General features: G+C 61.9%; 23 protein-coding genes and 1 riboswitch. Of the genes, 17 read left to right on the forward strand and 6 right to left on the reverse strand.

The genetic code is table 11. The annotated features are described in order from the left end of the window. Window positions 1-30: 30 nt before the first annotated feature. Entirely contained in the window at window positions 31-615 is a 585-nt protein-coding gene (locus ACM6G4_RS04370; RefSeq protein WP_414913126.1) for a hypothetical protein, read from the reverse strand. Window positions 616-768: 153 nt separating this feature from the next. Further along, a riboswitch (cobalamin riboswitch) is annotated at window positions 769-1,002 on the forward strand. 82 nt (window positions 1,003-1,084) lie between these two features. On the opposite strand from ACM6G4_RS04370, the gene cobO reads away from it, so the two are divergent. From cobO to ACM6G4_RS04440, 14 genes are all read left to right on the forward strand, one after another. Continuing rightward, window positions 1,085-1,696 (forward strand): cob(I)yrinic acid a,c-diamide adenosyltransferase, encoded by a 612-nt coding sequence (cobO, locus tag ACM6G4_RS04375; RefSeq protein WP_056721717.1) that lies wholly within the window; start codon window positions 1,085-1,087, stop codon window positions 1,694-1,696. Beyond that, window positions 1,693-3,108 carry a cobyrinate a,c-diamide synthase gene (locus ACM6G4_RS04380; RefSeq protein ID WP_414913127.1) on the forward strand — a complete coding sequence of 472 codons (1,416 nt, stop codon included), beginning with the start codon at window positions 1,693-1,695 and terminating at the stop codon, window positions 3,106-3,108. Before cobO ends, ACM6G4_RS04380 begins: the two co-directional genes overlap by 4 nt. Beyond that, window positions 3,105-3,755 carry a 5,6-dimethylbenzimidazole synthase gene (bluB, locus tag ACM6G4_RS04385; protein ID WP_223542086.1) on the forward strand — a complete coding sequence of 217 codons (651 nt, stop codon included), beginning with the start codon at window positions 3,105-3,107 and terminating at the stop codon, window positions 3,753-3,755. Before ACM6G4_RS04380 ends, bluB begins: the two co-directional genes overlap by 4 nt. Then, window positions 3,752-4,660 (forward strand): adenosylcobinamide-phosphate synthase CbiB, encoded by a 909-nt coding sequence (gene cbiB / locus ACM6G4_RS04390; protein ID WP_056721722.1) that lies wholly within the window; start codon window positions 3,752-3,754, stop codon window positions 4,658-4,660. The genes bluB and cbiB overlap by 4 nt, the downstream gene beginning before the upstream one ends. Then, entirely contained in the window at window positions 4,653-5,645 is a 993-nt protein-coding gene (cobD, locus tag ACM6G4_RS04395) for a threonine-phosphate decarboxylase CobD (protein ID WP_414913128.1), read from the forward strand. Before cbiB ends, cobD begins: the two co-directional genes overlap by 8 nt. Next, entirely contained in the window at window positions 5,642-7,093 is a 1,452-nt protein-coding gene (locus ACM6G4_RS04400; RefSeq protein WP_414913129.1) for a cobyric acid synthase, read from the forward strand. Before cobD ends, ACM6G4_RS04400 begins: the two co-directional genes overlap by 4 nt. Before the next feature lie 137 nt (window positions 7,094-7,230). After that, entirely contained in the window at window positions 7,231-7,752 is a 522-nt protein-coding gene (gene cobU / locus ACM6G4_RS04405; protein ID WP_414913130.1) for a bifunctional adenosylcobinamide kinase/adenosylcobinamide-phosphate guanylyltransferase, read from the forward strand. Continuing rightward, complete coding sequence (gene cobT, locus ACM6G4_RS04410; protein WP_414913131.1) at window positions 7,749-8,804, forward strand: nicotinate-nucleotide--dimethylbenzimidazole phosphoribosyltransferase; 1,056 nt, start codon at window positions 7,749-7,751, stop codon at window positions 8,802-8,804. Before cobU ends, cobT begins: the two co-directional genes overlap by 4 nt. Continuing rightward, window positions 8,801-9,376: an alpha-ribazole phosphatase family protein gene (gene cobC, locus ACM6G4_RS04415; protein ID WP_409078472.1), complete on the forward strand. Its 576-nt coding sequence runs from the start codon at window positions 8,801-8,803 to the stop codon at window positions 9,374-9,376. Before cobT ends, cobC begins: the two co-directional genes overlap by 4 nt. A gap of 2 nt (window positions 9,377-9,378) precedes the next feature. Then, complete coding sequence (locus ACM6G4_RS04420) at window positions 9,379-10,110, forward strand: adenosylcobinamide-GDP ribazoletransferase (protein ID WP_409078471.1); 732 nt, start codon at window positions 9,379-9,381, stop codon at window positions 10,108-10,110. A 56-nt stretch (window positions 10,111-10,166) separates the two neighbouring features. Next, entirely contained in the window at window positions 10,167-10,571 is a 405-nt protein-coding gene (locus ACM6G4_RS04425) for a MarR family winged helix-turn-helix transcriptional regulator (RefSeq protein WP_046037619.1), read from the forward strand. A 52-nt stretch (window positions 10,572-10,623) separates the two neighbouring features. Beyond that, window positions 10,624-11,832: an MFS transporter gene (locus ACM6G4_RS04430; RefSeq protein ID WP_409078470.1), complete on the forward strand. Its 1,209-nt coding sequence runs from the start codon at window positions 10,624-10,626 to the stop codon at window positions 11,830-11,832. Continuing rightward, entirely contained in the window at window positions 11,829-11,951 is a 123-nt protein-coding gene (locus ACM6G4_RS04435) for a hypothetical protein (RefSeq protein ID WP_007977581.1), read from the forward strand. Before ACM6G4_RS04430 ends, ACM6G4_RS04435 begins: the two co-directional genes overlap by 4 nt. 55 nt (window positions 11,952-12,006) lie before the next feature. Then, window positions 12,007-12,558: a glutathione peroxidase gene (locus tag ACM6G4_RS04440; protein ID WP_056721738.1), complete on the forward strand. Its 552-nt coding sequence runs from the start codon at window positions 12,007-12,009 to the stop codon at window positions 12,556-12,558. An 87-nt stretch (window positions 12,559-12,645) separates the two neighbouring features. Here the strand turns inward: ACM6G4_RS04440 and ACM6G4_RS04445 are convergent, their stop codons facing one another. From ACM6G4_RS04445 to ACM6G4_RS04455, 3 genes are all read right to left on the reverse strand, one after another. Next, on the reverse strand, window positions 12,646-13,917 hold the full coding sequence (locus ACM6G4_RS04445) for an OmpP1/FadL family transporter (RefSeq protein ID WP_056721740.1): 1,272 nt from the start codon (window positions 13,915-13,917) through the stop codon (window positions 12,646-12,648). A gap of 146 nt (window positions 13,918-14,063) precedes the next feature. After that, window positions 14,064-14,546 carry a hypothetical protein gene (locus tag ACM6G4_RS04450; protein WP_056721742.1) on the reverse strand — a complete coding sequence of 161 codons (483 nt, stop codon included), beginning with the start codon at window positions 14,544-14,546 and terminating at the stop codon, window positions 14,064-14,066. Window positions 14,547-14,821: 275 nt separating this feature from the next. After that, entirely contained in the window at window positions 14,822-15,046 is a 225-nt protein-coding gene (locus ACM6G4_RS04455; RefSeq protein ID WP_414913132.1) for a hypothetical protein, read from the reverse strand. Between the two features lie 1,007 nt (window positions 15,047-16,053). On the opposite strand from ACM6G4_RS04455, the gene ACM6G4_RS04460 reads away from it, so the two are divergent. Together ACM6G4_RS04460 and rmuC are read left to right on the forward strand one after the other, a co-directional pair. Beyond that, window positions 16,054-16,377 carry a hypothetical protein gene (locus ACM6G4_RS04460; RefSeq protein WP_080925238.1) on the forward strand — a complete coding sequence of 108 codons (324 nt, stop codon included), beginning with the start codon at window positions 16,054-16,056 and terminating at the stop codon, window positions 16,375-16,377. A gap of 175 nt (window positions 16,378-16,552) precedes the next feature. Further along, window positions 16,553-17,917 carry a DNA recombination protein RmuC gene (rmuC, locus tag ACM6G4_RS04465; RefSeq protein ID WP_162252406.1) on the forward strand — a complete coding sequence of 455 codons (1,365 nt, stop codon included), beginning with the start codon at window positions 16,553-16,555 and terminating at the stop codon, window positions 17,915-17,917. Between the two features lie 42 nt (window positions 17,918-17,959). On the opposite strand, the gene ACM6G4_RS04470 is transcribed toward rmuC, so the two are convergent. Both ACM6G4_RS04470 and ACM6G4_RS04475 read right to left on the reverse strand, forming a co-directional pair. Next, window positions 17,960-21,430 (reverse strand): NahK/ErcS family hybrid sensor histidine kinase/response regulator, encoded by a 3,471-nt coding sequence (locus tag ACM6G4_RS04470; protein ID WP_414913133.1) that lies wholly within the window; start codon window positions 21,428-21,430, stop codon window positions 17,960-17,962. A 215-nt stretch (window positions 21,431-21,645) separates the two neighbouring features. Further along, window positions 21,646-22,182 (reverse strand): TetR/AcrR family transcriptional regulator, encoded by a 537-nt coding sequence (locus ACM6G4_RS04475; protein ID WP_056721750.1) that lies wholly within the window; start codon window positions 22,180-22,182, stop codon window positions 21,646-21,648. A gap of 148 nt (window positions 22,183-22,330) precedes the next feature. Between ACM6G4_RS04475 and ACM6G4_RS04480 the strand changes: the two genes are divergently transcribed. Continuing rightward, window positions 22,331-23,521: an MFS transporter gene (locus ACM6G4_RS04480; RefSeq protein WP_414913134.1), complete on the forward strand. Its 1,191-nt coding sequence runs from the start codon at window positions 22,331-22,333 to the stop codon at window positions 23,519-23,521. Window positions 23,522-23,544: the final 23 nt, after the last annotated feature.

Below are 23,544 nucleotides of genomic sequence, written 5' to 3' on the forward strand. Positions count from 1 at the left end.
GAGAAGCATTGTTGTGCGATGGTTCAACCCTCAGCCGCGAGCCTCCTTGAACAGCACCGCAATGCCGGGGTGATAGTTGCCGGCTTCGTTGCGCAACTTGCGATAGGCATAAGGGAAATACCAGGCGACAGCGCAGCTGTGTTCCTTTTGCAGGTCGTCGACCATGTCCTGGAGTTCTTCCGGCGTGGCGCCTTGCTGGGCTTTTTGCGGGGCGACGAACAGGCAGCCGAGTTTCAGGTCGCTGGCGTGGCTCAGGCGCTTCGCATCGCTGGCGATATCGAGCAGGGCCTGGGACAGGTTGAGGCTGTTGACCCGTGGCCAGCGCTGGCTGGTCTGGATGTAGGCGCGGGTTTCGGAGGAGGCCAGGAGCAGGTCGGCGCGGTTGTTGCGTTCGCCTTCTTCTGTCTGCTTGCGGGTGGGCGTCTGTTGCAGCGTGACCATCTCGGCCATCCAGGCGGCGGCGGACAGCAGTCCGAGATTGGCCTTTTCGTCGTGCCAGTACGGTGTGTCGCCATCGCCGCGGACGGCGTTGTAACGGTCGATGCATTCGAACCAGTGTTCGAGCACTGGACGCAGGAATTCCAGCTTTGGATTACTGATGATCATGCCTTGCATGGGCTCACCCTTGTTGTTGTGTTGTGAGGTTGTGGCTCTTTGATATCACTGCTGGGAGCGTGGCACAAGATTGACGTCAGTTTATTGATTGATGGCAGTTATTCAGCCGATGGCCTCCCGGCTTTAATTGACGCTCCACCCCCAACCCTCTAACCTTCGCGGCTTGTTTCAGGTGCTCTGTGGCTTGGGTCGACAGAGTGAAACAGGGAAGCCGGTGAGTGGGTCCTTCTGTTGGTCGAAGGCGCGCAATTCCGGCGCTGCCCCCGCAACGGTAAATGAGTGAAAACTGTGTGTGATGCCACTGTGTCGAATCGATGCGGGAAGGCGCACAGTCCGGCCCCGCGCCACTCATGAGCCCGGAGACCGGCCTGATTCATCCAGCGGCATCACGGTGGGCGATGCCAGGCTTTGTTGCCTTCTATTCTTGTGCCTGCCCGCCGTTATTCCTGCCTCAACGGAGAGCTCCCCCATGACTGATACCCCCGATCGTGACGAACGCCACCTGGCGCGCATGCAGCGCAAAAAAGCCGTGATCGACGAGCGCATCGCCAATTCCCCGAACGAGTGTGGCCTGCTGCTGGTGCTGACCGGCAACGGCAAGGGCAAGAGCAGTTCGGCTTTCGGCATGCTTGCCCGCGCCATGGGGCACGGCATGCAATGCGGCGTGGTGCAATTCATCAAGGGCCGCAACAGCACGGGCGAAGAGTTGTTCTTCCGGCGCTTTCCCGAGCAGGTGCGCTTTCATGTGATGGGCGAAGGCTTTACCTGGGAAACCCAGGATCGCCAGCGTGACATCGCCGCCGCCGAAGCCGCCTGGTCGGTGTCGCAGCAATTGCTGCGCGATCCGTCCATCGGCCTGGTGGTGCTCGATGAGCTGAACATCGCCCTCAAGCACGGCTACCTCGATCTCGATCAAGTGCTCAGTGACTTGCAGGCCCGACCACCGATGCAACACGTGGTGGTCACCGGTCGCGCCGCGAAGCCGGAAATGATCGAAATGGCTGACACCGTCACCGAAATGGGCGTGATCAAGCACGCCTTTCAGGCCGGGATCAAAGCGCAGAAAGGCGTCGAATTGTGAGTCAGCCTCGACACTGTCCGGCGGTACTGATTGCCGCGCCGGCCTCTGGCCAGGGCAAGACCACCGTCACCGCGGCACTGGCCCGATTGCATCGCAATCAGGGGCGCAAGGTCCGTGTGTTCAAGTGCGGCCCCGACTTTCTCGATCCGATGATCCTCGAACGCGCCAGCGGTGCGCCGGTGTATCAGCTGGACATGTGGATGGTCGGCGAGCAGGAGAGTCGCCGGTTGCTGTGGGAAGCCGCCGCTGAAGCCGACCTGATCCTGATCGAAGGCGTCATGGGGCTGTTCGACGGTACGCCGTCGAGCGCCGATCTGGCGCGGCATTTCGGTGTGCCGGTGCTGGGGGTGATCGATGGCACCGCCATGGCCCAGACCTTTGGCGCATTGGCCCTGGGGCTGGCGCGTTATCAGCCGGACTTGCCGTTCGCCGGCGTGCTGGCCAATCGTGTCGGCACGCTGCGCCACGCGCAACTGCTCGAAGGTAGCCTGACTGAAGGTTTGCGCTGGTACGGCGCGCTGTCCCGGGAAACCGGGATCGAATTGCCGAGCCGGCACCTGGGGCTGGTGCAGGCCAGTGAGCTGAACGATCTTGATCTGCGTCTGGATGCGGCCGCCGATGCCCTGGCCAGCAGTTGCGAGGTCGCGCTGCCGCCGGCGGTCGAGTTCGCTGCTCCTGATGTCATCGCGGCCGAACCGCTGCTCGCTGGTGTGCGCATTGCCGTCGCCCGGGATGAAGCCTTTGCGTTCACCTACGGCGCGAGCCTGGATCTGCTGCGGGCGATGGGCGCCGAGTTGTCGTTCTTCTCGCCGATCCGCGACCGAGTGTTGCCGGAGGCGGACAGCCTGTATCTGCCGGGTGGTTACCCGGAACTGCACCATGTTGCGCTGGCGCAAAACACCGCGATGCTCGACGCGATCCGCGCCCATCACCGAGCTGGCAAGCCTTTGCTCGCCGAGTGTGGCGGCATGCTGTACCTGCTCGATTCCCTGACCGATGTCGAGGGCACTCGCGCCGAACTGGTTGGCTTGCTGGCCGGTGATGCGGTCATGCAAAAGCGTCTGGCGGCGCTGGCGTTGCAGGCGGTGGAATTGCCGGAGGGTTCGCTGCGCGGGCATACCTATCACCATTCGCTGACCACCACTGAACTGACGCCGATTGCCCGTGGCTCGAGCCCTAACGGCGGGCGCGGAGCGGAGGCGGTCTACCGTGAAGGGCGGATGACAGCCTCTTATGTGCATTTTTATTTTCCGTCCAATCCCTCGGCGATTGCCGCGTTGTTTGCGCCGGACCTTGAAGCCGCCTTCGCGAGCAAGTCGAATCGTCGCACCGCCGCTCCCACAGGGGATTGCGTTTCTTCAGGCCGGTCACTTTCAAATGTGGGAGCGGGCTTGCTCGCGAAGAGGCCATGAGCGACAACGCATTCTCTGAAGCCGAACGCGCGGCGGTCTATCGTGCCATCGCCGAGCGCCGCGACATGCGCCACTTCAGCGGCGGCACCGTCGAGCCCGAATTGCTGCGGCACCTGCTCGAGGCCGCACACCAGGCACCCAGTGTCGGCCTGATGCAGCCCTGGCGCTTCATTCGCATCAGCGATCGTGCCTTGCGCGGGCAAATCCAGGCCCTGGTGGAAGAAGAGCGCATCCGCACCGCCGAAGCCCTCGGCGAGCGCAGCGATGAGTTCATGAAGCTCAAGGTCGAAGGCATCAACGATTGCGCCGAGGTACTGGTCGCCGCACTGATGGACGACCGTGAGCAGCATATCTTCGGCCGCCGCACGCTACCGGAAATGGACATGGCTTCGTTGTCCTGCGCGATCCAGAACCTGTGGTTGGCGTCCCGTGCCGAAGGGCTGGGCATGGGCTGGGTGTCGCTGTTCGAACCCCGGGCGCTGGCGGACCTGTTGAGGTTGCCTCCTGGTGCCAAGCCGCTGGCGGTGCTGTGCCTGGGACCGGTGAAGGAGTTTTACCCGGCGCCGATGCTGGTGCTCGAAGGCTGGGCACAGGCGCGTCCGCTACATGAATTGCTGTACGAAAATTATTGGGGAGTGAGTCAATGAGTGTGGCGTTGTTGAGCGTCGCCGCGGTTGCGCTGGATGCGCTGCTGGGTGAACCCAAACGCTGGCATCCGCTGGTGGCGTTCGGCCGTTTTGCCGAGCGCATCGAGCAACGTTTCAACGGTGGCGGTCGCGGCTGGCGCAGTCATGGCGTCACCGCGTGGGTGATCGCCGTGGTGCCGCTGACGCTGTTGGCCACGGCCTTTTCCTGGGCGCCTTATGTCGGCTGGATCGTCGAGATTCTCGCGCTCTATTGCGCCCTCGGCATGCGCAGCCTCGGTGAGCACGTCGAGCCTGTGGCCAGGGCCCTGCGTGGCGGTGATCTTGATGAAGCTCGCAAGCGCGTGAGTTATCTGGTCAGCCGTAAAACCAGTGATCTGGATGAAACCGAAGTCGCCCGTGCCGCTACCGAGTCGGTGCTGGAGAACGGTAGCGATGCGGTATTCGCGGCGTTGTTCTGGTTTGCCGTGGCGGGTGCGCCGGGCGTGGTGCTCTACCGCCTGAGTAATACGCTGGATGCGATGTGGGGTTATCGCAATGAGCGCTTCGAACGCTTCGGCTGGGCGGCGGCGAAGGTCGACGACCTGCTCAATTATATTCCTGCGCGCCTGGTGGCGCTGACTTACGCGCTGCTGGGCAAAACCCGGCTGGCGTTGAAATGCTGGCGCAGCCAGGGCCCGACCTGGGACAGCCCGAACGCCGGCCCGGTGATGGCGGCAGGGGCGGGTGCCCTTGGCGTCGAGTTGGGTGGGGCGGCGATTTATCACGGCGAACTGCATCAGCGTCCGCAGTTGGGCGAAGGCGTGCCGGCGGATGCCGACTCCATCGACCGGGGCTGGCAATTGGTCCAGCGCGGGGTATGGTTGTGGCTGCTGATTCTCTGCCTGGGGGCCGAATTTTATGCTTGAGCACGGTGGGCGACTGCGCAAGGCGGCGCTCGAATACGGCATAGATGAAGCCGACTGGCTGGACCTGTCCACGGGCCTTGCGCCCTGGTCGTTCCCGGTGCCGGATATTCCGCTGCGAGCCTGGGCCCGTTTGCCGGAGGCGGACGATGGCCTGGAGCAGGCCGCCTGTGATTACTACGGCACCTTGCAGGCGTTGCCGGTGGCCGGCTCGCAAATGGCGATTCAACTGCTGCCGCGCTTGCGTCGGGCGGGCAAGGTCGGCGTGTTGTCGCCGTGTTACGCCGAGCACGCCGAAGCGTGGCGTCGCAACGGCTACATCGTGCGTGAAGTGCTGGAGCAGGAAGTCGACTTCTTTATCGACAGTTTCGACGTGCTGGTGGTGGTCAATCCGAATAACCCCACGGGCCTGAGCCTCACCCCCAGTCGCCTGCTCGACTGGCACACGCGACTGGCCCAGCGCGGTGGCTGGCTGGTGGTGGACGAAGCGTTCATGGATAACACGCCGCAACTGAGCCTGGCGCCGTTTGCCCATCAAGTCGGGCTGATTGTCTTGCGTTCCTTCGGCAAGTTTTTCGGCCTGGCCGGTGTGCGCCTGGGGTTTGTGCTGGCCGAGCGCAAGTTGCTCAAGTTGCTGGCAGAACAAGTGGGACCCTGGGCCGTGAGCGGGGCAACCCGGGTCGTGGGCCAGGCCTGCCTGCGCGATACCGAGGCGCAAACGGCGCAACGGCTGCGCACCGAAGTGGCCAGCGAGCGCCTTGCGTCGTTGCTGGCGCAACACGACTTGGAGCCCCAGGGTGGTTGCGCGCTGTTCCAGTGGCTGATCACCGAGCGCGCCGAAGCACTGCATGAGTTCATGGCCCGGCGCGGCATTCTCCTGCGGTTGTTCACGCACAACAGCAGCCTGCGATTCGGCTTGCCCGGTGACGAGATCGCCTGGGTACGGCTGGCGCAGGCGTTCGACGATTTTGCCAAGGAAAACCAATGACCACGCTGATGGTGCAGGGCACCACATCGGATGCCGGTAAAAGCACGCTGGTGACCGCGCTGTGCCGTTGGGCCACGCGCCAGGGCGTCAGGGTGGTGCCGTTCAAGCCACAGAACATGGCCCTCAACAGTGCGGTGACCGCCGACGGTGGCGAGATCGGCCGGGCCCAGGCGGTCCAGGCCCAGGCCGCGAACCTTGAACCGCACACCGACATGAACCCGGTGTTGCTCAAGCCCAACAGTGACACCGGTGCTCAAGTGATCATCCATGGCCGTGCCGTCACGACCATGAATGCCGTCGCCTATCACGACTACAAAACCATCGCCATGCAAGCGGTGCTGGCCTCCCACGAGCGCTTGAGCGCGGCGTATCCGCTGGTGATGGTCGAGGGCGCGGGCTCGCCTGCGGAAATCAATCTGCGGGCCGGCGATATTGCCAACATGGGTTTTGCCGAAGCGGTGGATTGCCCGGTGCTGCTGATCGCCGATATCAATCGCGGCGGGGTTTTCGCCCACCTGGTAGGCACCCTCGAATTGCTGTCACCGAGCGAACAGGCACGGGTCAAAGGCTTCGTCATCAATCGTTTCCGAGGCGACATCGCGTTGCTGCAACCCGGTCTCGACTGGCTCGAAGAGCGCACCGGCAAACCGGTGGTCGGCGTGTTGCCGTACGTGATGGATCTGCACCTGGAGGCCGAGGATGGCATCGATCAACGCCAGGCCGATAAAGCCGAGCAGGTGCTGAAGGTGGTGCTACCGGTGCTGCCGCGCATCAGCAATCACACCGATTTCGATCCGCTGCGCCTGCATCCGCAAGTGGACCTGCAATTCATCGGCCCCGGCCAGGCGATTCCTCCCGCCGACCTGATCATTCTTCCCGGCTCGAAAAGTGTGCGCAGCGACCTCGCGTACCTGCGAGCCAACGGTTGGGACACCGCCATCGCCCGGCACCTGCGTTACGGCGGGAAACTGCTGGGGATCTGTGGCGGCCTGCAGATGCTCGGTGAGCAGGTGCATGATCCGCTGGGGCTGGAAGGTGCGCCGGGTTCCAGTGCTGGTTTGGGACTGTTGGCATTCCAGACCCGGCTCGAACAAGAGAAGCAGTTGCGCAATGTGCGTGGTCGCCTGGCGCTGGAAGACGCGCCGGTGGCGGGTTATGAAATTCATGCCGGCGTGACCACCGGACCTGCTCTGGAAAACGCCGCCGTGCAGCTGGATGACGGCCGCTGTGATGGTGCGCAAAGTGCGGACGGGCAGATTTTCGGTACCTACCTGCACGGGCTGTTCGAATCGCCGGCGGCGTGCAGTGCACTGCTGCGCTGGGCGGGTTTGCAGGAGGTGCAGGACGTGGATTATCACGGCTTGCGCGAGCGTGATATCGAGCGGCTGGCGGATCTGGTGGAGAAGCATCTGGATACCGGACTGTTGCGGCAGCTCTGTGGAATCTGAGGTGAAAGCTCTGGCCTCTTCGCGAGCAAGCCCGCTCCCACATTAGAACGCGGTCAACTGTGGGAGCGGCGGTGCGGCGATCCGACTTGCTCGCGAAGACTGAAGTGGCCACACCGCCCATTTGAAAGGATGTAACCATGCTCCAACTGATCCTCGGCGGCGCCCGCTCCGGCAAGAGTCGCCTGGCTGAAAAACTCGCCAGCGACAGCGCCCTGGCCGTGACCTATATCGCCACCAGCCAGCCACTGGACGGAGAAATGAGCGAGCGGGTGGCCCATCACCGCGCCCGTCGTCCTGCCGAATGGGCGTTGATCGAAGAGCCGGTGGAGCTGGCCCGGGTGCTGCGCGAATCCGCCCGTGCCGATCGTTGCCTGCTGGTGGATTGCCTGACCCTGTGGCTGACCAATCTGCTGATGCTCGACGATGCCGGGCGCTTGAAAGCCGAGCGTGATGCCTTGCTGGACTGCCTGGCATCGCTGCCGGGTGAAATCATTTTTGTCAGCAACGAGACCGGAATGGGTGTCGTGCCGCTGGGCGAATTGACTCGCCGCTATGTCGATGAAGCCGGTTGGCTGCATCAAGCTCTGGCTGAGCGTTGTCAGCGTGTCGTCCTGACCGTCGCCGGCCTGCCCCTGACTTTGAAAGGAACTGCGTTATGACTCAATCCTGGTGGCTGAACCCGTGCAAGCCGGTCGATAATCAAGTAGTCGAACAGGCCCAGGCACGGCAACGGCAACTGACCAAGCCGGCCGGCTCCCTCGGCCAGCTGGAAGCGCTGGCGGTGCAGCTGGCGGGTATGCAGGGGCGGGTCAAGCCGAGTCTGGAGCAGGTGTGGATCGCGATTTTTGCCGGTGACCACGGCGTCGTCGCCGAGGGTGTGTCGGCGTTTCCCCAGGAAGTGACCGGGCAGATGCTGCTCAATTTCGTCAGCGGTGGTGCGGCGATCAGCGTATTGGCGCGGCAACTGGGCGCTTCCCTCGAGGTGGTTGACCTTGGCACGGTCACGCCGTCGCTGGACCTGCCGGGGGTGCGCCACCTGAACGTCGGCCCGGGCACGGCAAATTTTGTACAGGGACCGGCCATGACCCAGGCTCAGGGGCAACTCGCCTTGCAGGCCGGCCGTGACAGCGTGCAGCGGGCAATCGCCAGCGGTGCGCAGTTGTTTATCGGTGGCGAGATGGGCATCGGTAACACCACCGCCGCCAGCGCCCTGGCGTGCGCGCTGCTCGATTGCCCGGTGGTGCATTTGACCGGGCCTGGTACCGGGCTCAATGCTGAAGGTGTCAGCCACAAGGCCCAGGTCATCGGGCGCGCCCTGGCATTGCATGGCGCGCAGCGTGGCGATGCCTTGCAGACCCTGTTCAACCTCGGCGGTTTTGAGATCGCCGCGCTGGTCGGTGCCTATCTCGCCTGTGCCCAGGACGGTGTCGCGGTGTTGGTGGATGGCTTCATTTGCAGTGTCGCGGCGCTGGTTGCTGTGCGTTTGAATCCTGATTGCCGTCAGTGGTTGTTGTTCGGCCATCGCGGTGCCGAACCGGGGCATCGTCACGTGCTGGAAACCCTGGACGCTCAACCCTTGCTCGATCTCGGCCTGCGGCTGGGCGAAGGCAGTGGCGCGGCGTTGGCAGTGCCGCTGCTGCGCCTGGCGTGCGACCTGCACGGGCAGATGGCGACCTTCGCCGAAGCCGCCGTGGCAGATCGTCCGGCATGACCTTGCGCGTGGATCTGTTGCGTCACGGTGAAACCGAACTCGGCGGCGGCTTGCGCGGCAGCATCGATGATGCGTTGACCGACACGGGCTGGGCGCAGATGCGCGCCGCCGTGATCGGGCAAGGGCCGTGGGATCGGCTGGTCAGTTCGCCTTTGCAGCGTTGTGCACGCTTTGCCGAGGGACTCGCTGCGCAACTGGGTGTGCCGGTGCAACTGGATAAAGACCTGCAAGAGTTGCATTTCGGCGCCTGGGAAGGGCAGAGCGCGGCGGCGTTGATGGAAACCGATGAGCAGGCCCTGGGTTTGTTCTGGGCCGATCCTTATTCGTTCACGCCGCCTCAGGGTGAGCCGGTTGCAGACTTTTCGGCACGGGTGCTGGCCGCGCTGGAGCGTTTGCATGCGAGCTGTGCCGGTGAGCGCATTCTGCTGATCAGCCATGGCGGTGTGATGCGTCTGCTGCTGGCACAAGCGCGCGGGCTGCCACGGGAGCAACTGCTCAACGTTGAGGTCGGGCATGGTGCGATGTTTTCGCTGACGGTGGAGCCTGCGGGCGTGTTGAAGGAAGTGCTCTGACCATGCTGCCATTCTGGATCGCCCTGCAATTTCTCAGCAGCCTGCCGATTCGCTTGTCCGGTATGCCTGAGCCCCGGGACCTGGGGCGCTCGCTGCTGTTTTATCCGCTGGTGGGATTGCTCTTTGGCGCGATTCTGTGGGCAGTCAACTGGCTGTTGCCGGTTACGCCGACGTTACTGCACGCGGCGCTGTTGCTGAGCCTTTGGGTGCTGCTCAGCGGCGGCTTGCATCTGGATGGCCTGGCGGACAGCGCCGATGCCTGGCTCGGTGGTTTTGGCGATCGTGAGCGCACGTTGACCATCATGAAAGACCCGCGCAGCGGGCCGATCGCCGTGGTGACGCTGGTGCTGGTGTTGCTGCTCAAGTTCACTGCGCTGCTGGCGCTGATCGAACAGCCGCATTCACTGGCATTGATCATCGTGCCGTTGATCGGTCGCAGTGCATTGCTCGGCTTGTTCCTGACCACGCCGTACGTGCGTGCCGGTGGCCTGGGCCAGGCATTGGCCGACCATCTTCCGCGTTCGGCGGGCAAGCAGGTGCTGGCGGTCAGCGCGCTGGCCTGTGTGTTGATCGCCGGTTTGAGTGGTGTGGTGGCAGTGGTGTTGGCGGCGCTGGGGTTTGTCTGGCTGCGCCAGGTGATGTTGCGGCGCCTGGGCGGCACGACGGGGGACACGGCGGGTGCGATGCTGGAGTTGCTGGAAGTTGCAGTGCTGGTAGGCTTGGCGCTGTTTTAACTGTTATTCCGGCTCTGTAACTTGATTTAACCGACTCGCGGGTATATACACGCACCATGCTCGATTCCCAATGTTTATGCATCAACCTGCGTCGCGCCGCCCGTGGCGTCAGCAGGCACTACGACGGCGCTCTCGATGGCTTCGGGATCAACGTTGCGCAGTATTCTTTGCTGTGCAATTTGCAGCGTCTGGATCAGCCGAGCATTTCGACCCTGGCCGAGGCCATGGGCCTGGATCGCAGCACCCTGGGGCGCAATTTGCGGGTGCTGGAGGGCGATGGCCTGGTGACGCTGGTCGAGGGCGAGGACATGCGCAACCGCATCGTCCTGCTGACCGAGGCCGGGGCAGAGCGCCTCAAGGCTGCCTTGCCAGCCTGGGAAGCCGCACAGCAACGCTTGATCGATCGCCTGGGTGCCGAGAAGCGCGAAACCTTATTGAAGCTGCTGGACGAACTGGCGTGATGCCGGTTTTTCCGATCATAAGCGGGTATATACCCGCTACCGGAGAACAACAATGACATCGATGTGGCGTACATGCGGTTGGGTTCTGTTGGGGAGTGCGCTGATCCTTGCGTTGTCGCTGGGCGTTCGCCATGGCTTCGGGCTGTTTCTGGCGCCGATGAGCGCCGAGTTCGGCTGGGGCCGTGAAGTCTTTGCCTTCGCCATCGCCTTGCAGAACCTGATCTGGGGCCTTGCTCAGCCGTTCACCGGCGCCCTGGCCGACCGCTTCGGCGCGGCGAAAGTGGTGCTGATCGGTGGTGTCCTGTACGCGGCCGGGCTGATTTGCATGGGGCTCTCCGACTCGGCGATGACCCTGTCACTGAGCGCCGGCCTGCTGATCGGTATCGGACTGTCTGGTACATCGTTCTCGGTGATCCTCGGCGTGGTCGGCCGTGCGGTGCCGCCGGAAAAACGCAGCATGGGCATGGGGATCGCCAGTGCGGCCGGTTCGTTCGGCCAGTTCGCGATGTTGCCCGGCACACTCGGTCTGATCGGATGGCTTGGCTGGTCCGCGGCGCTGCTGGCGCTGGGCTTGCTGGTGGCGCTGATCGTGCCGCTGGTGAGCATGCTCAAGGACAAACCGCTGCCCGTCCTGGGCCACGAACAGACCCTTGGCGAAGCGCTGCACGAAGCCTGCTCCCATTCCGGATTCTGGCTGCTGGCGTTCGGTTTTTTCGTGTGCGGATTCCAGGTGGTGTTCATCGGCGTGCACTTGCCGGCCTATCTGGTGGATCAACACCTTCCGGCGACGGTCGGCACCACGGTGCTGGCGCTGATCGGCCTGTTCAACATCTTCGGCACCTATACCGCCGGATGGCTCGGCGGGCGCATGTCCAAGCCGCGTCTGCTCACCGGTCTGTACTTGCTGAGGGCGGTGGTCATTGCGTTGTTCCTGTGGGCGCCGGTGACGACTACCACGGCCTACCTGTTCGGCATGGCCATGGGCTTCCTGTGGTTGTCGACGGTACCGTTGACCAACGGCACGGTGGCGACCTTGTTTGGTGTACGAAACCTGTCCATGCTCGGTGGGATTGTTTTCCTGTTTCACCAGCTCGGTTCATTCCTGGGTGGCTGGTTGGGCGGGGTGGTGTATGACCGAACCGGGAGTTATGACTTGATCTGGCAAGTGGCAATTCTCTTGAGCCTGTTGGCCGCTGCCCTCAACTGGCCGGTGCGTGAGCGGCCGGTAGAGCGTCTGCAATCACAAATGAGTGCGATATGAACAGTCTTTGGCCGCGGATCGCCGTAGCCGCCGTCTGCGCCTTATTGCTGGCATTGTCGTGGTGGGGCTGGCATCAAGGCGGACTGGCGCTGATGCAGTTGGGCATGGGTGCTTGCTAGTGAGCGGCGAGGGCGAGTAACGTCACTTTTGACGAGTTATCAAGGATGCACCGACATGCTGATGCGCTGGATTGCAGTCCCCGCGTTGCTGGTGACGTTTACCGGGCTGGCCTGCGCGGCCGAGTGCCCGGAACTGTTGCAAGGATCACTGCAAAAGCTGCGCGCCAAGGAATCCATCGACCTGTGCCAACGGTATGAAGGTAAGCCGCTGGTGGTGGTCAATACTGCGAGCTTCTGCGGTTTCGCCCCGCAGTTCAAGAGTCTTGAGGCGCTGAATCAGCGTTACAAAGGGCAGGGGCTGGAAGTACTGGGTGTTCCGTCCAATGACTTCAAGCAGGAGTCCAGGGACGGTGCCGAGACCGCCAAGGTTTGTTACGTCAACTATGGCGTGACTTTCACTATGACCGAGCCGCAGCCGGTACGTGGCGCCGACGCAACCCATCTGTTCAAGGTGCTGGCCGAACAAAGCAGTGCGCCAAAATGGAATTTCTACAAATACGTGGTCGATCGCAAGGGTAAGGTGATCGCCAGCTTTTCCAGCCTGACCAAGCCCGATGATCCCGAGTTCATTGCGGCGGTGGAGCAAGCCCTGGCTTCACAACCTTGATTTGCACCCACTGAAAAGCCCCGCCTCTGTGAAGAGAGCGGGGCTTTTTTGATTCCGTTGGCGAGCGTTCAGGCTCGCCGGGAATCATCAGAAGCGGTAGGTCGCACCGAGACCGAAACCGTTCGCGTAGTTTTCATACTTGGCGTTGTAGGTCTGGCCACGGTCGTTGCTGTTGTTGACCTTGACCGACTCTTCGCGCAGGTACGAATACGCCAGGTCGATGGTCAGGTCGTCGGTCGGGCTCCAGCCGGCGCCCACGCTGAAAATCTTGCGATCGCCAGTCGGGATGCGTGGGGAGCGGTCGACGTTGTTGGTCGGTGCCTGGTCAATGGACAGGCCGGTACGCAGTACCCATTGCTTGTTCAACTGGTAGGACGCGCCGATGGCGTGAGCCCAGGTGTCGTGCCAGTTCTGTTCTTCGGTGATGGTGCCGAACTGGCCGTTCAGAACAGCCGGAACGCCTTTGTTTTCAACGGTGATTTCTTTCAGGCGGCTCCAGCGGGTCCAGGTGCTGCCTGCGTAAAGAGTCCACTTGTCGTCGAGCTGGTGAGTGACCGAGAAGTCCACCGATTCAGGTGTGGTCAGGTCCAGCGAAGCGTCGTATTTCTGGCTTGGGTTCTGGCCGATCAGGCCCAGCACGTTGTAGTTGACCTTGGTGTCACCGTCGAGCTTGTACTTCACTTTCGAGTGGTAGGTCAGGCCGACGCGAGTGCTGTCGGTGGCTTGCACCAGCACGCCGATGTTGTAGCCCAGCGCGGTGTCGTCACCCTTGATCTTGACCTTGCCATCGGGCTGGGACTGGGTGATCGACAGGTTCGATTCCAGGGTGCCGTCGATGCGGTTGATGGTCGGGCCAAAACCGATGGAAACCTTGTCGTTGAAGGCGTAGCTGACCGTCGGTTGCAGGGTGACGATCTTGACTTCGCTCTTGCTGCCGAAATAGCGGCCGGCAAAGCCGTTTTCGTAATCGGTTACCAGACCGAATGGTGCGTATACGCCCACACCGAAGGCCCACTTGTCGTCGATTGGCTTGACGTAGTAGCCCATAGGGACGGCGATGAACGGAACCATGTCGCCGTCGTTGCTGCCGCCGTTCGGGCTGGAGCTTGCGTGGCTGATGTCAGTGTGTGCGTCGAGCATCGCAATACCGCCGGTGACTTGTTCGCGCTTGATGCGCGACATGCCGGCAGGGTTGCCAAAAATGGTGCTTGCGTCATCGGCAGAGGAAGATCGCCCGGCAAAACCTGTACCCATCCCGCTGATGCTTTGTTCGTTGATGGCAAAGCCACTTGCAAAGATCTGGGTGGATGCCATGGCAACGGCGAGACTGATGGTGGTTTTGAGCATTACTTTTTTCATTATTAGAACTCCTGGTGATCACCGGGGCGAAAATTACCAACATTTTCGTTCCGGCGCCATAGGCTGTATGCCTTGATTTAGAGCGGTTTTGTAGGACAATCCGACCAAAATCGCGGCGTGTTGCGCGATCTTTGGATCCAGGTGTGTCAGCAGGCTACCTGATTCAGCGGTGAAACACAGGTTTGCCAGGCGCTGGTGAAATCACGCAGGCGTCCCTGGGGCTGAAATGTCTGGCGCCAGATCCTGGCCATGCCCAACAAATCATCAGGGGCGGGGAGGGGGGTGTTCTGTTCTTCCACCAGCAGCCAGGCGATGGCTGTGGCGTAACGCAGGTTGACGGTCAATTCGAGGTGCGGGCCACTGAGAAACGCATGCTGGCTGGCCAGGCCGCGGACCAGGCTTGCACGGTCCGGATCAAGGGCCAGGTAGTGATCCCATAGGGCTTGGTGGCGGGGCTCGGCAATGCGGTACAGGCCGTGCCCACGGCGGTCATGCAGGGCGGAACCAAGGGCGGACTGGCTGGCGGCAATGCCCAGCAGCAAGGATTCGGCAGTAGCGCTATGGCGTCCGAGGTAGATCAAGGTCGGACGAATCACATAACGGCACAGTTCGCTGGCAGCGATACCCATAAAACCCTCGAAACCTGAAATGGACGGCGATACCTGAAAGGGGCTTGGCAGCAGTGGATCGGCTCAGGCTCGCCGCAAGCGGGTCAAGCCGCTTGAGTTGAAGTGTAGTGTCATATTCGCGCTGTAAAGGCCTGTTTTTAAAATATTTCCAGCGACCAGTTATAACCCTTATATCGGATCGTGCTTATTCGTGATTCGAGGGCAAGGAAATATCGGGCAATAAAAAGCCCCGCTTTTCGGGCAGGGCTTTTGGGTTTTTCAGCCTGACTGGCGTTTCAGGCAACCAGTGCCTGACGGGTACGCTCGATCACGGCCTGCAGCGGCTCGGCGCTGGAGTATTGATCGGGGTACAGGCGTTCGCTGTGACGAGCGATACCGTGTTCGTTAACCAGGGTGAAGCTGAAGCAGTCTTTGCGAGCGGCCATGATCAGGCAGTTCATTGGTGCAAAAGCGTTGGTTAGGGTGCGAATGGCATCCTGAGTGTGGATTTGAGTAGACATTATTGGGTGTTCCTACAAATGACACGGATAAGAACCGTGCAACGTTAAAACGTTCCAGTAACGTCGATCACCATTGATCGAACGAAGAACCCGACTGGAACAAAGCAGCCAGTTTGAAGCGCTGATAAGTTGGCGCGCTTGGGCTGGCAGGTAGGTACTTAGGAGGGCAGGCAACACATCAAGGGCAAAGGTTCTGGGCCCGGGGTGAAGATCCTGATCAATTTGCAGGTTGGTTCGAGCAGAGTAGGCAGGCGGAGCAACACCCTTTGCTTTTGATTCAAAGGTTGTGTTGGCGCAAGATTTACCTGGAAACCATCGAGGTGGTCGATCCCGCTTGTTCGGTGGAGGCTTCCGTTGGGAAGGCTGACCGGGGGGATTTGTTCGACCAGAATTGACTTTCAGCTTGGTACTAACGCCGCGGATACTAACGGATTGAACTGGCCAAGGGAAGTGTGATAGTGAAAAGAATTTCCCGGCGGGTGCCTGATCGGGCTGTTTCTCCTTGTGGAGGCGCGGATAAAGCTGCGCGGTCCGGGATTGATACGCCCTGTTTCGAGACAGAATCCGACCGCCGGTCATCGAAGTTTGAAGCGGCGCAGCCGTCTGGAAACCGGGTTTGCCAGGGTTTGTCCCCAGGCACGACAAAAAAATGCGCCGAAAAAGGGCGTCGATATAACCATCGCAAAGGCACTTGTGCACATTAGTTGCGCGGTCTGTCACCCCGCTGTCATCTCACGTTCAAGCGTAATGGCTGCCTGTAACCAAAATTTAAGTCAATGAAAAACATCGCTTTTTTTTACTGGTGAAAAAATCGTCAGTTTGACTGCGAGCCCCATTCCACAGGGCTTTGAGAGAGTTCGAGGGCGGTTGTCCACTGAGTTATCCACAGCTTCTGTGGATTGTCCCGAGCGCTTGCTCTAGGACGGGCGTGCCGGGATATTTTCAGCTTTACCTGTAAGAAAAAGAGAGTAAAGTTGCGCGCCTTCTGATCTGCCCCACAGTGCTTTATGAAGTTTCGCTCGGCCTCTGTTTCCTCTTCCTCCACACCGCCTTCTGTTGCCCCTACCAAGCGCTTTTCCATGCGTGTGGCGGAGTGGCTGTTGGACAGTCCGCATCTGGGCGAAAACCGTAACGTCAAACACATCGCCGGACGTTTGCTCAAGCAACCGGCCCGTGAAGGTGTGGTGGCGGCGCAAAGTCGCCTTGGCCAGTTGATGTGTCGCGAATGCGGGAATGCCCGGGACCGCCGGATCGGTCAGGACCTGTTGCGCCAGGCCGCTCGGGCGGGTGATCACCGCGCGCAACAGGAACTGGGGCTGATCGAAGACTGAGCTGTCCAAGACCGGACCTCTTGGTTAACCTTCAGGCTTTATCCGAATGGCAGGAGTGGCTATGGCAATGGACTTGACCAGCTTATTGCTGGGTCTGGCAGGGGCTGGGTTGCCATTGCTGGTATTGGCCTGGCAACTGCAACGTCGGGCCAGCACCACGCAAGCCGATGTCGCGCTGCTGCAAGAACGCCTGGCCATGGCGCAACTGGCGCAGGACGGATTGAACGCCCAGCTCGAGTCCAGCCGCGATGAAGCGGCTGATCTGACCCAGGCCAACGCCGCCAAACAGGCTGATCTGGCTGCGCTGCGTCGTGAAGTCGAGCTGTTGCAGATCGAGCGCGACGACGCCCGGGACGCCGCCCATGCGTGGAATATCGAACGCGCCGGCAAAGAAGCCGAGTTGCGCCGCCTGGACGCCCAGGCCGCGTCGCTCAACGCCGAATTGCGCGAGCAACAGGACAGTCATCAGCAGCGCCTCAACGATCTGCAAGGTTCGCGGGACGAGTTGCGCGCGCAATTCGCCGAGCTGGCGGGGAAAATTTTCGATGAGCGCGAGCAGCGTTTTGCCGAAACCAGCCAGCAGCGCCTGGGGCAGTTGCTCGATCCGCTCAAGGAACGCATCCAGTCCTTCGAAAAGCGTGTCGAGGAAAGCTATCAGAACGAGGCCCGTGAGCGTTTCTCCCTGGCCAAGGAGCTGGAGCGCCTGCAACAGCTGAATTTGCGCCTGAGCGATGAGGCCACCAACCTGACTCGCGCCTTGAAAGGGCAGAAGACCCAAGGCAATTGGGGCGAGCTGATTCTTGAGCGCGTGCTCGAGCATGCGGGGCTGGAGAAGGGCCGCGAGTACCAAACCCAGGTCAATCTCAAGGGACCGGACGGCGAGCGCTTCCAGCCGGACGTGATCATTTATCTGCCGGGCGACAAGCAGGTGGTGGTCGACTCCAAGGTCAGCCTGACGGCCTATCAGCAATACGTCGCGGCTGAAGACGAGGCTATCGGCCAGATCGCGATCAAGCAGCACGTGCTGTCGTTGCGCAATCACGTCAAAGGCCTGGCCGGCAAGGATTACAAGCGCCTCGATGGCTTGCACAGCCTGGATTTCGTGTTGCTCTTCGTGCCGATCGAGGCGGCGTTTTCGGCCGCGCTGCAGGCTGAACCGACGCTGTTCCAGGAGGCATTCGACCGCAACATCGTGATCGTCAGCCCCACCACCTTGCTGGCGACCCTGCGCGTCATCGACAGCCTGTGGAAGCAGGAGCGCCAGAGCCAGAATGCCCGGGAAATCGCCGAGCGGGCCGGCTGGCTGTACGACAAGTTCGTGCTGTTCATCCAGGATCTGGACGAGGTCGGCAATCGCCTGCAGCAACTGGACAAGGCCTACAGTTCGGCACGCAACAAGCTGACAGAGGGACGCGGCAACCTGGTCAGCCGCAGTGAACAGCTCAAGCTGTTGGGCGCGCGGGCGAGCAAGAGCTTGCCGGCGGATTTGCTGGAGCGGGCGATGACCGATGTCGATGGGTTGGTCGAGTTGCCGGAATAAACCGGCAGCGAAACATTAACCATTGTGGCGAGCTGATCCTCGCTACAACGGTATGTACCGGCTCAACAACGCGCGCAACGCCGCCGGCTTCACCGGTTTGGCCAGGTAATCCAGCCCTGCGGCATGCACCAGGTCGACCGTCTCCGGCCGGCCATCGGCGCTGATCACCACCCCCGGAACCGGCTCGCCCATCTGCGTGCGCAACCAGGCCATCAAATCGGTTCCGGTCTCGCCATGATCGAGGTGGTAATCCACCAGGGCCAATTGCGGACGCATGCCTTCGCCAAGCAACACGGCACATTCCTCGCGATTGCGCGCGGTCCAGACCTGGCAACCCCAGCGGCTGAGCAGGCTGTTCATGCCGATCAGGATGCTGTCCTCGTTGTCGATACACAGCACCTGCGCGCCATTGAGCAACTTGCCGTTGAGCTCGGCGACCTTGAGCGGCGCTGCGGTTTGCGCTCGGGCCAGCGGCACGCTGACGCTGAACACGCTACCGCGTCCCGGCCAGGAGCGTACGCGCAAGGTATGACCGAGCACGCGACATAGCCCGTCGGCAATCGCCAGCCCCAGGCCGAGGCCTTTTTCGGCCTGGGTCTGGTGGCTGTCGAGGCGCTTGAACTCTTCGAAAATCACCTGCAGCTTATCTTCCGGGATGCCTGGCCCTCGGTCCCAGACTTCCAGGCTCAGGTGCTCCTTGTGTCGGCGAACCCCCAGCAGCACCGGCCCTTTGCCGTAGCGGAAAGCGTTAGTCAGGAAGTTCTGCAAGATCCGCCGCAGCAGTTTGACGTCGCTGTCGACCCGCAACGTGCTGGCGCGAACCCGGAACTCCAGTTTTTGTTCTCGCGCCAGCGCCTTGAACTCTGTACCGAGGGTATCGAACAGTTCGTTGAGGGCGAATGGCTGGCGATTGGGGTTGATCTTGCCGTTTTCCAGGCGGGAAATGTCCAGCAGGTCGCTGATCAAGTCCTCGGCCGAGCGCAGCGAACTGTCCAGGTGCTCGACCAGTTTCTGTGCTTCGCCAGACAGACTATCGCCCTGATGGGAGAGGGCGGCGGAGAACAGCCGCGCCGCATTCAAGGGTTGCATCAAGTCATGGCTGACGGCCGCGAGGAAACGGGTCTTGGACTGGTTGGCGGCCTCGGCGGTGCCCTTGGCCTCGGTCAGGGCAATGTTGAGTTGTGACAATTCGTGGGTCCGTTCGGTGACCCGTCGCTCCAGCCCTTCGTTGGCTTCGGTCAGCGCTTGCTCGGCTTCGCGGAACGCGGTGATGTCGGTGAAGCTCATGACGAATCCACCGCCCGGCATCGGGTTGCCGATCAGCTCGATCACCCGGCCGTTGGGGAACAGGCGCTCGGAGGTGTGTGCGCGGCCCTGGCGCATCCAGTGCAGGCGACGCGCGACGTGCACTTCGGCTTCGCCCGGGCCGCACAGGCCGCGCTCGGCATTGTGGCGAATGATGTCAGCGATGGGCCGGCCAACTCTGATCAGGCCATCCGGGTAGTTGAACAAATCCAGGTATCGACGGTTCCAGGCCACCAGTTTCAGTGACTGGTCGACCACGCTGATGCCCTGGGTGATGTTCTCGATCGCGCCTTGCAGCAAGGCACGGTTGAACTGCAGCACCTCCGAGGCTTCGTCGGCGATGCGCACGACGTCCTCCAGTTGCATCTCGCGGCCTTCAATGGCGGCTTTTACCACCGCGCGGGTCGAGGAAGCGCCGAGCACACCGGCCAGCAAGCGTTCGGTATGGGCGATCCATTCATTGTCAGCGTTCTGGTTCGGGTTGAAGCCCTTGCCCTGGCGATAGGCAAAACGGATGAAGCTTTGACGGGCACGTTCTTCGCCGACGAAGCGCGCCGCCAGTTGCAGCAGGTCGTCGATCTGCACCGCCAGCATCGAACGTGCGCTGGGGCGGGCGCTGATTTCCTGGCCGATGAAGCGGCCTGCCTGCCAGTGCTCGGACACACGGGTGCGCGACAGTACCGAAACCCAGGCGAACAGCGTGAAGTTGCCTGCCAGCGACAGCACCACGCCTTGGGTCAGCGGGGTGATCGGCAGGTTCAGTGGGTTGCTGTGCAACCAGGCCAGCCCCGGGAAGGTGCTTAAGGACAGGCCGAGGCTGAGGGCGGCAATCGGCAGGACCAAGGTGTAGAACCACAGGAAGGTGCCTGCGGCGAGGCCGGCGAAAACGCCGCGGCGGTTGGCCTGTTTCCAGTACAGCGCACCGAGCATGGCGGGGGCCAGTTGGGTCACGGCGGCGAAGGCGATCTGGCCGATGGTCGCCAGGCTGGCGGTCGAGCCCAGCAGGCGATAACTGACGTAGGCCAGCAGCAGAATCACCACGATGCTGACGCGGCGTACCGACAGCATCCACTGGCGGAACACTTCGAACGGGCGCTCGGCGTTGTTGCGCCGCAGCAGCCAGGGCAGCAGCATGTCGTTGGAGACCATGGTCGACAGCGCCACGCTGGCCACGATCACCATGCCGGTGGCCGCCGATGCGCCACCGATAAACGCCAGCAGGGCCAGCGCCGGATGCGCCTGGGCCAGGGGCAGGCTGATGACGAACGAGTCCGGCAGCACCGAGCTGGGCAGCATCATCTGGCCGGCCAGGGCGATCGGCACGACAAACAAGGCGGCGAGGGCGAGGTAGGCCGGGAACACCCACTTGGCCAGGCGCAGATCCTGAGGGTCGATGTTCTCGACAACGGTCACGTGGAACTGCCGTGGCAGGCAAATGATCGCCATCATCGCCACACCGGTCTGCACCACCATCGACGGCCAGTTGATGGTTTCCTTCCAGTACTGCTCCAGGCGCGGCGCGAGCATGGCCTGGTCGAACAGGTCGTCGAATCCGTCGTACAGGCCGTAGGTCACGAAGGCGCCGACAGCGAGGAACGCGAACAGCTTCACCAATGATTCGAAGGCAATCGCAAGCACCATGCCGCGGTGGTGCTCCGTGGCGTCGAGGTTGCGGGTGCCGAAGACGATGGTGAACAGCGCCAGCACCAACGATACGATCAGCGCGGTGTCCTGGGCGCGAGTGCCCATGGCGTCGGCACCGGCGCCGATCAGCAGGTTCACGCCGAGCACGATGCCTTTGAGCTGCAGTGCGATATAGGGCAACACACCGACCAGGCAAATCAGCGCCACCACCACCGCCAGCGACTGGGATTTGCCATAGCGTGCGGCGATGAAGTCGGCGATCGAGGTGATGTTTTCCTGTTTGCTGATCATCACCATTTTTTGCAGGACCCACGGCGCGCCGACCAGCAACAGGATCGGCCCGAGGTAGATCGGCAGGAACGACCAGAGCTGTTCGGCGGCCTGGCCCACGGCACCGAAGAAGGTCCAGCTGGTGCAGTAGACCGCCAGCGACAGGCTGTACACCCACGCCCGCACACGCGGCGGCAAGGGCGCGCTGCGACGGTCGCCATAGAAGGCGATAGCGAACATGATGGCCATATAGGCCAGGGCGACGACGGCAATCAGCCCGGTGGACAGCGACATGGGGACTCCAGACAAAAGACATCCGGACCTCCCGCCCGGACAGACAGTCTCGCACGACCGCCAGCGTTAGTCAGTGTCGACCAAGGTCGTGGCGTGGCGGGGTGTCGCAGGAGGATTTTCAGTGTCTGGACCGGCCCCATCGCGAGCAGGCTCGCTCCCACAATTGGCCTGCCGCACACATTCCCTGTGGGAGCGAGCCTGCTCGCGAATGGGTTTCACTGATTCAACGCGATCTCGATCAATCGGTGCAATTGTTCAACCTCAAGCGGCGCCTCGGCAAACAGGATGCGAAACACCGTCGGCGCCGCGATCAGGTTGATCAGGCGATCGACACTGGGCTTGGGCTGATCCGGATAGCGATCCAGAATCGTCTGCAGTTGCCCGCCAATGATGGTCGCGCAATAACTCGGCTTCAATGCTGCCTGCACGTCGTACAGCATGTTGCGGCCAGGTTCGGAGCTCATCTCGTCCAGGTACTGCTCGGCCCAGGCCCGCACGTCGCCGTGAAGGCTGCCGGTATTGGCCGGCTCGTTGTCGGGCTGCATGCGGGCGAGGGCGACGTCGGCCAGCAGCGCCGACACATCGCCCCAGCGTCGATAGATGGTGGACGGTGTGACACCCGCGCGCGCCGCAATTTGCGGTACCGTCACGCTGGCGCGATCCTGCTCCTCAAGGAGTTGGCGCACGGCCGAATGAATCGACTCTTGTACCCGGGCGCTGCGGCCGCCGGGGCGTAATGTGGGAGCGGTCATCTTGTGTTTCCTGTATTGCACCGGGTCTTGCGGCAGGCACCCGGTCCTGAAAGCCATGCATCGGACCTTAACACAAAGAATTTGCTTTAAGAGAGATCCAGTAGCACACTCCGCAAAAGCAAATAATTAGCTTTTGTGGAGTGTGTCCATGCCCGGTTCTTCTTCAAATCGCGCCAGCCTGTGGTTTCTGGCAATTACCTTGCTTAGCTTCCTGGCGGCTTCCACTGCGCCGACGCCGCTGTATCACCTGTATCAGGAGCAGATGCAGTTTTCGGCCGCGACCCTGACCCTTATTTTCGGCGTTTACGCCCTCAGCCTGTTGGCGGCGTTGCTGACGGTCGGCTCGATGTCGGATTACCTGGGACGCAAACCGGTGATCTTTACGGCGGTGCTGCTGAACACCCTGGCGATGTTGCTGTTTATCTACGCCGACAGCGTTGCGTGGCTGATCAGTGCCCGGGTCCTGCAGGGGTTTGCCACCGGCATGGCAACTGCCGTGTTGAGTGCAACCTTGCTGGACACCGATCGCCAGCATGGCCCACTGGTCAATAGCGTCGCGCCCTTGATCGGCATGGCTCTGGGTGGAATGGGCTGCGGTTTGCTGGCCGAATTTGCTCCGGCGCCGTTACACCTGACCTATTGGCTGCTACTTGTCCTGTTCGTGATGCAGGCTGTATGGGTCTGGCGTTTGCCGGAGAGCGTCACGCGCCAGTCCGGGGCTTGGGCATCATTGCGACCGACCCTGCATGTGCCGGTCCAGGCGCGTGCGACGTTATGGCGTGTTTTACCGATTAACACGGCGACCTGGGCGCTCGGCGGTTTTTACGCGTCGCTGGCACCTTCATTGGTGCGCACGGCAACCGGTTCAACGTCGAACCTGATTGGCGGGGCGACCGTCGCCGCATTGACGGTGACCGGTGCCCTGATGATTTACACACTACGCAATCAGGCGGCGACCAAGGCGCTGCAATTGGGTGCCTGTTCGCTGCCGACGGGCGTCGCACTGATTCTACTGGGCGTGCACAGCGCCAGTTTGCCGCTGTTTTTCCTCGGCACGCTGGTCGCCGGTTGTGGCTTCGGCGCCGGTTTCCTCGGGGCGGTGCGCAGTCTGGTGCCGCTGGCCTTGCCCCATGAGCGCGCCGGGTTGATGTCGGCGTATTACGTGCTGAGTTATCTGGCGTTTTGCCTGCCGGCGCTGCTGGCCGGGAACCTGGCGCGGACCTTTGGTCTGGTGGCAACCACCGATGGCTATGGTGCGGTGCTGATGGTGCTGGCCCTCAGTGCAATGGCGGGTTTACTGCGATCACGTTCGGCCAGGGCCTGCGAGGCCAACCGGTAAAATTGAGTTAGCCTTGGCACCCA

It is taken from the genome of Pseudomonas sp. IT-P258, from assembly GCF_949767825.1.
Lineage (GTDB): Bacteria > Pseudomonadota > Gammaproteobacteria > Pseudomonadales > Pseudomonadaceae > Aquipseudomonas > Aquipseudomonas monachiensis.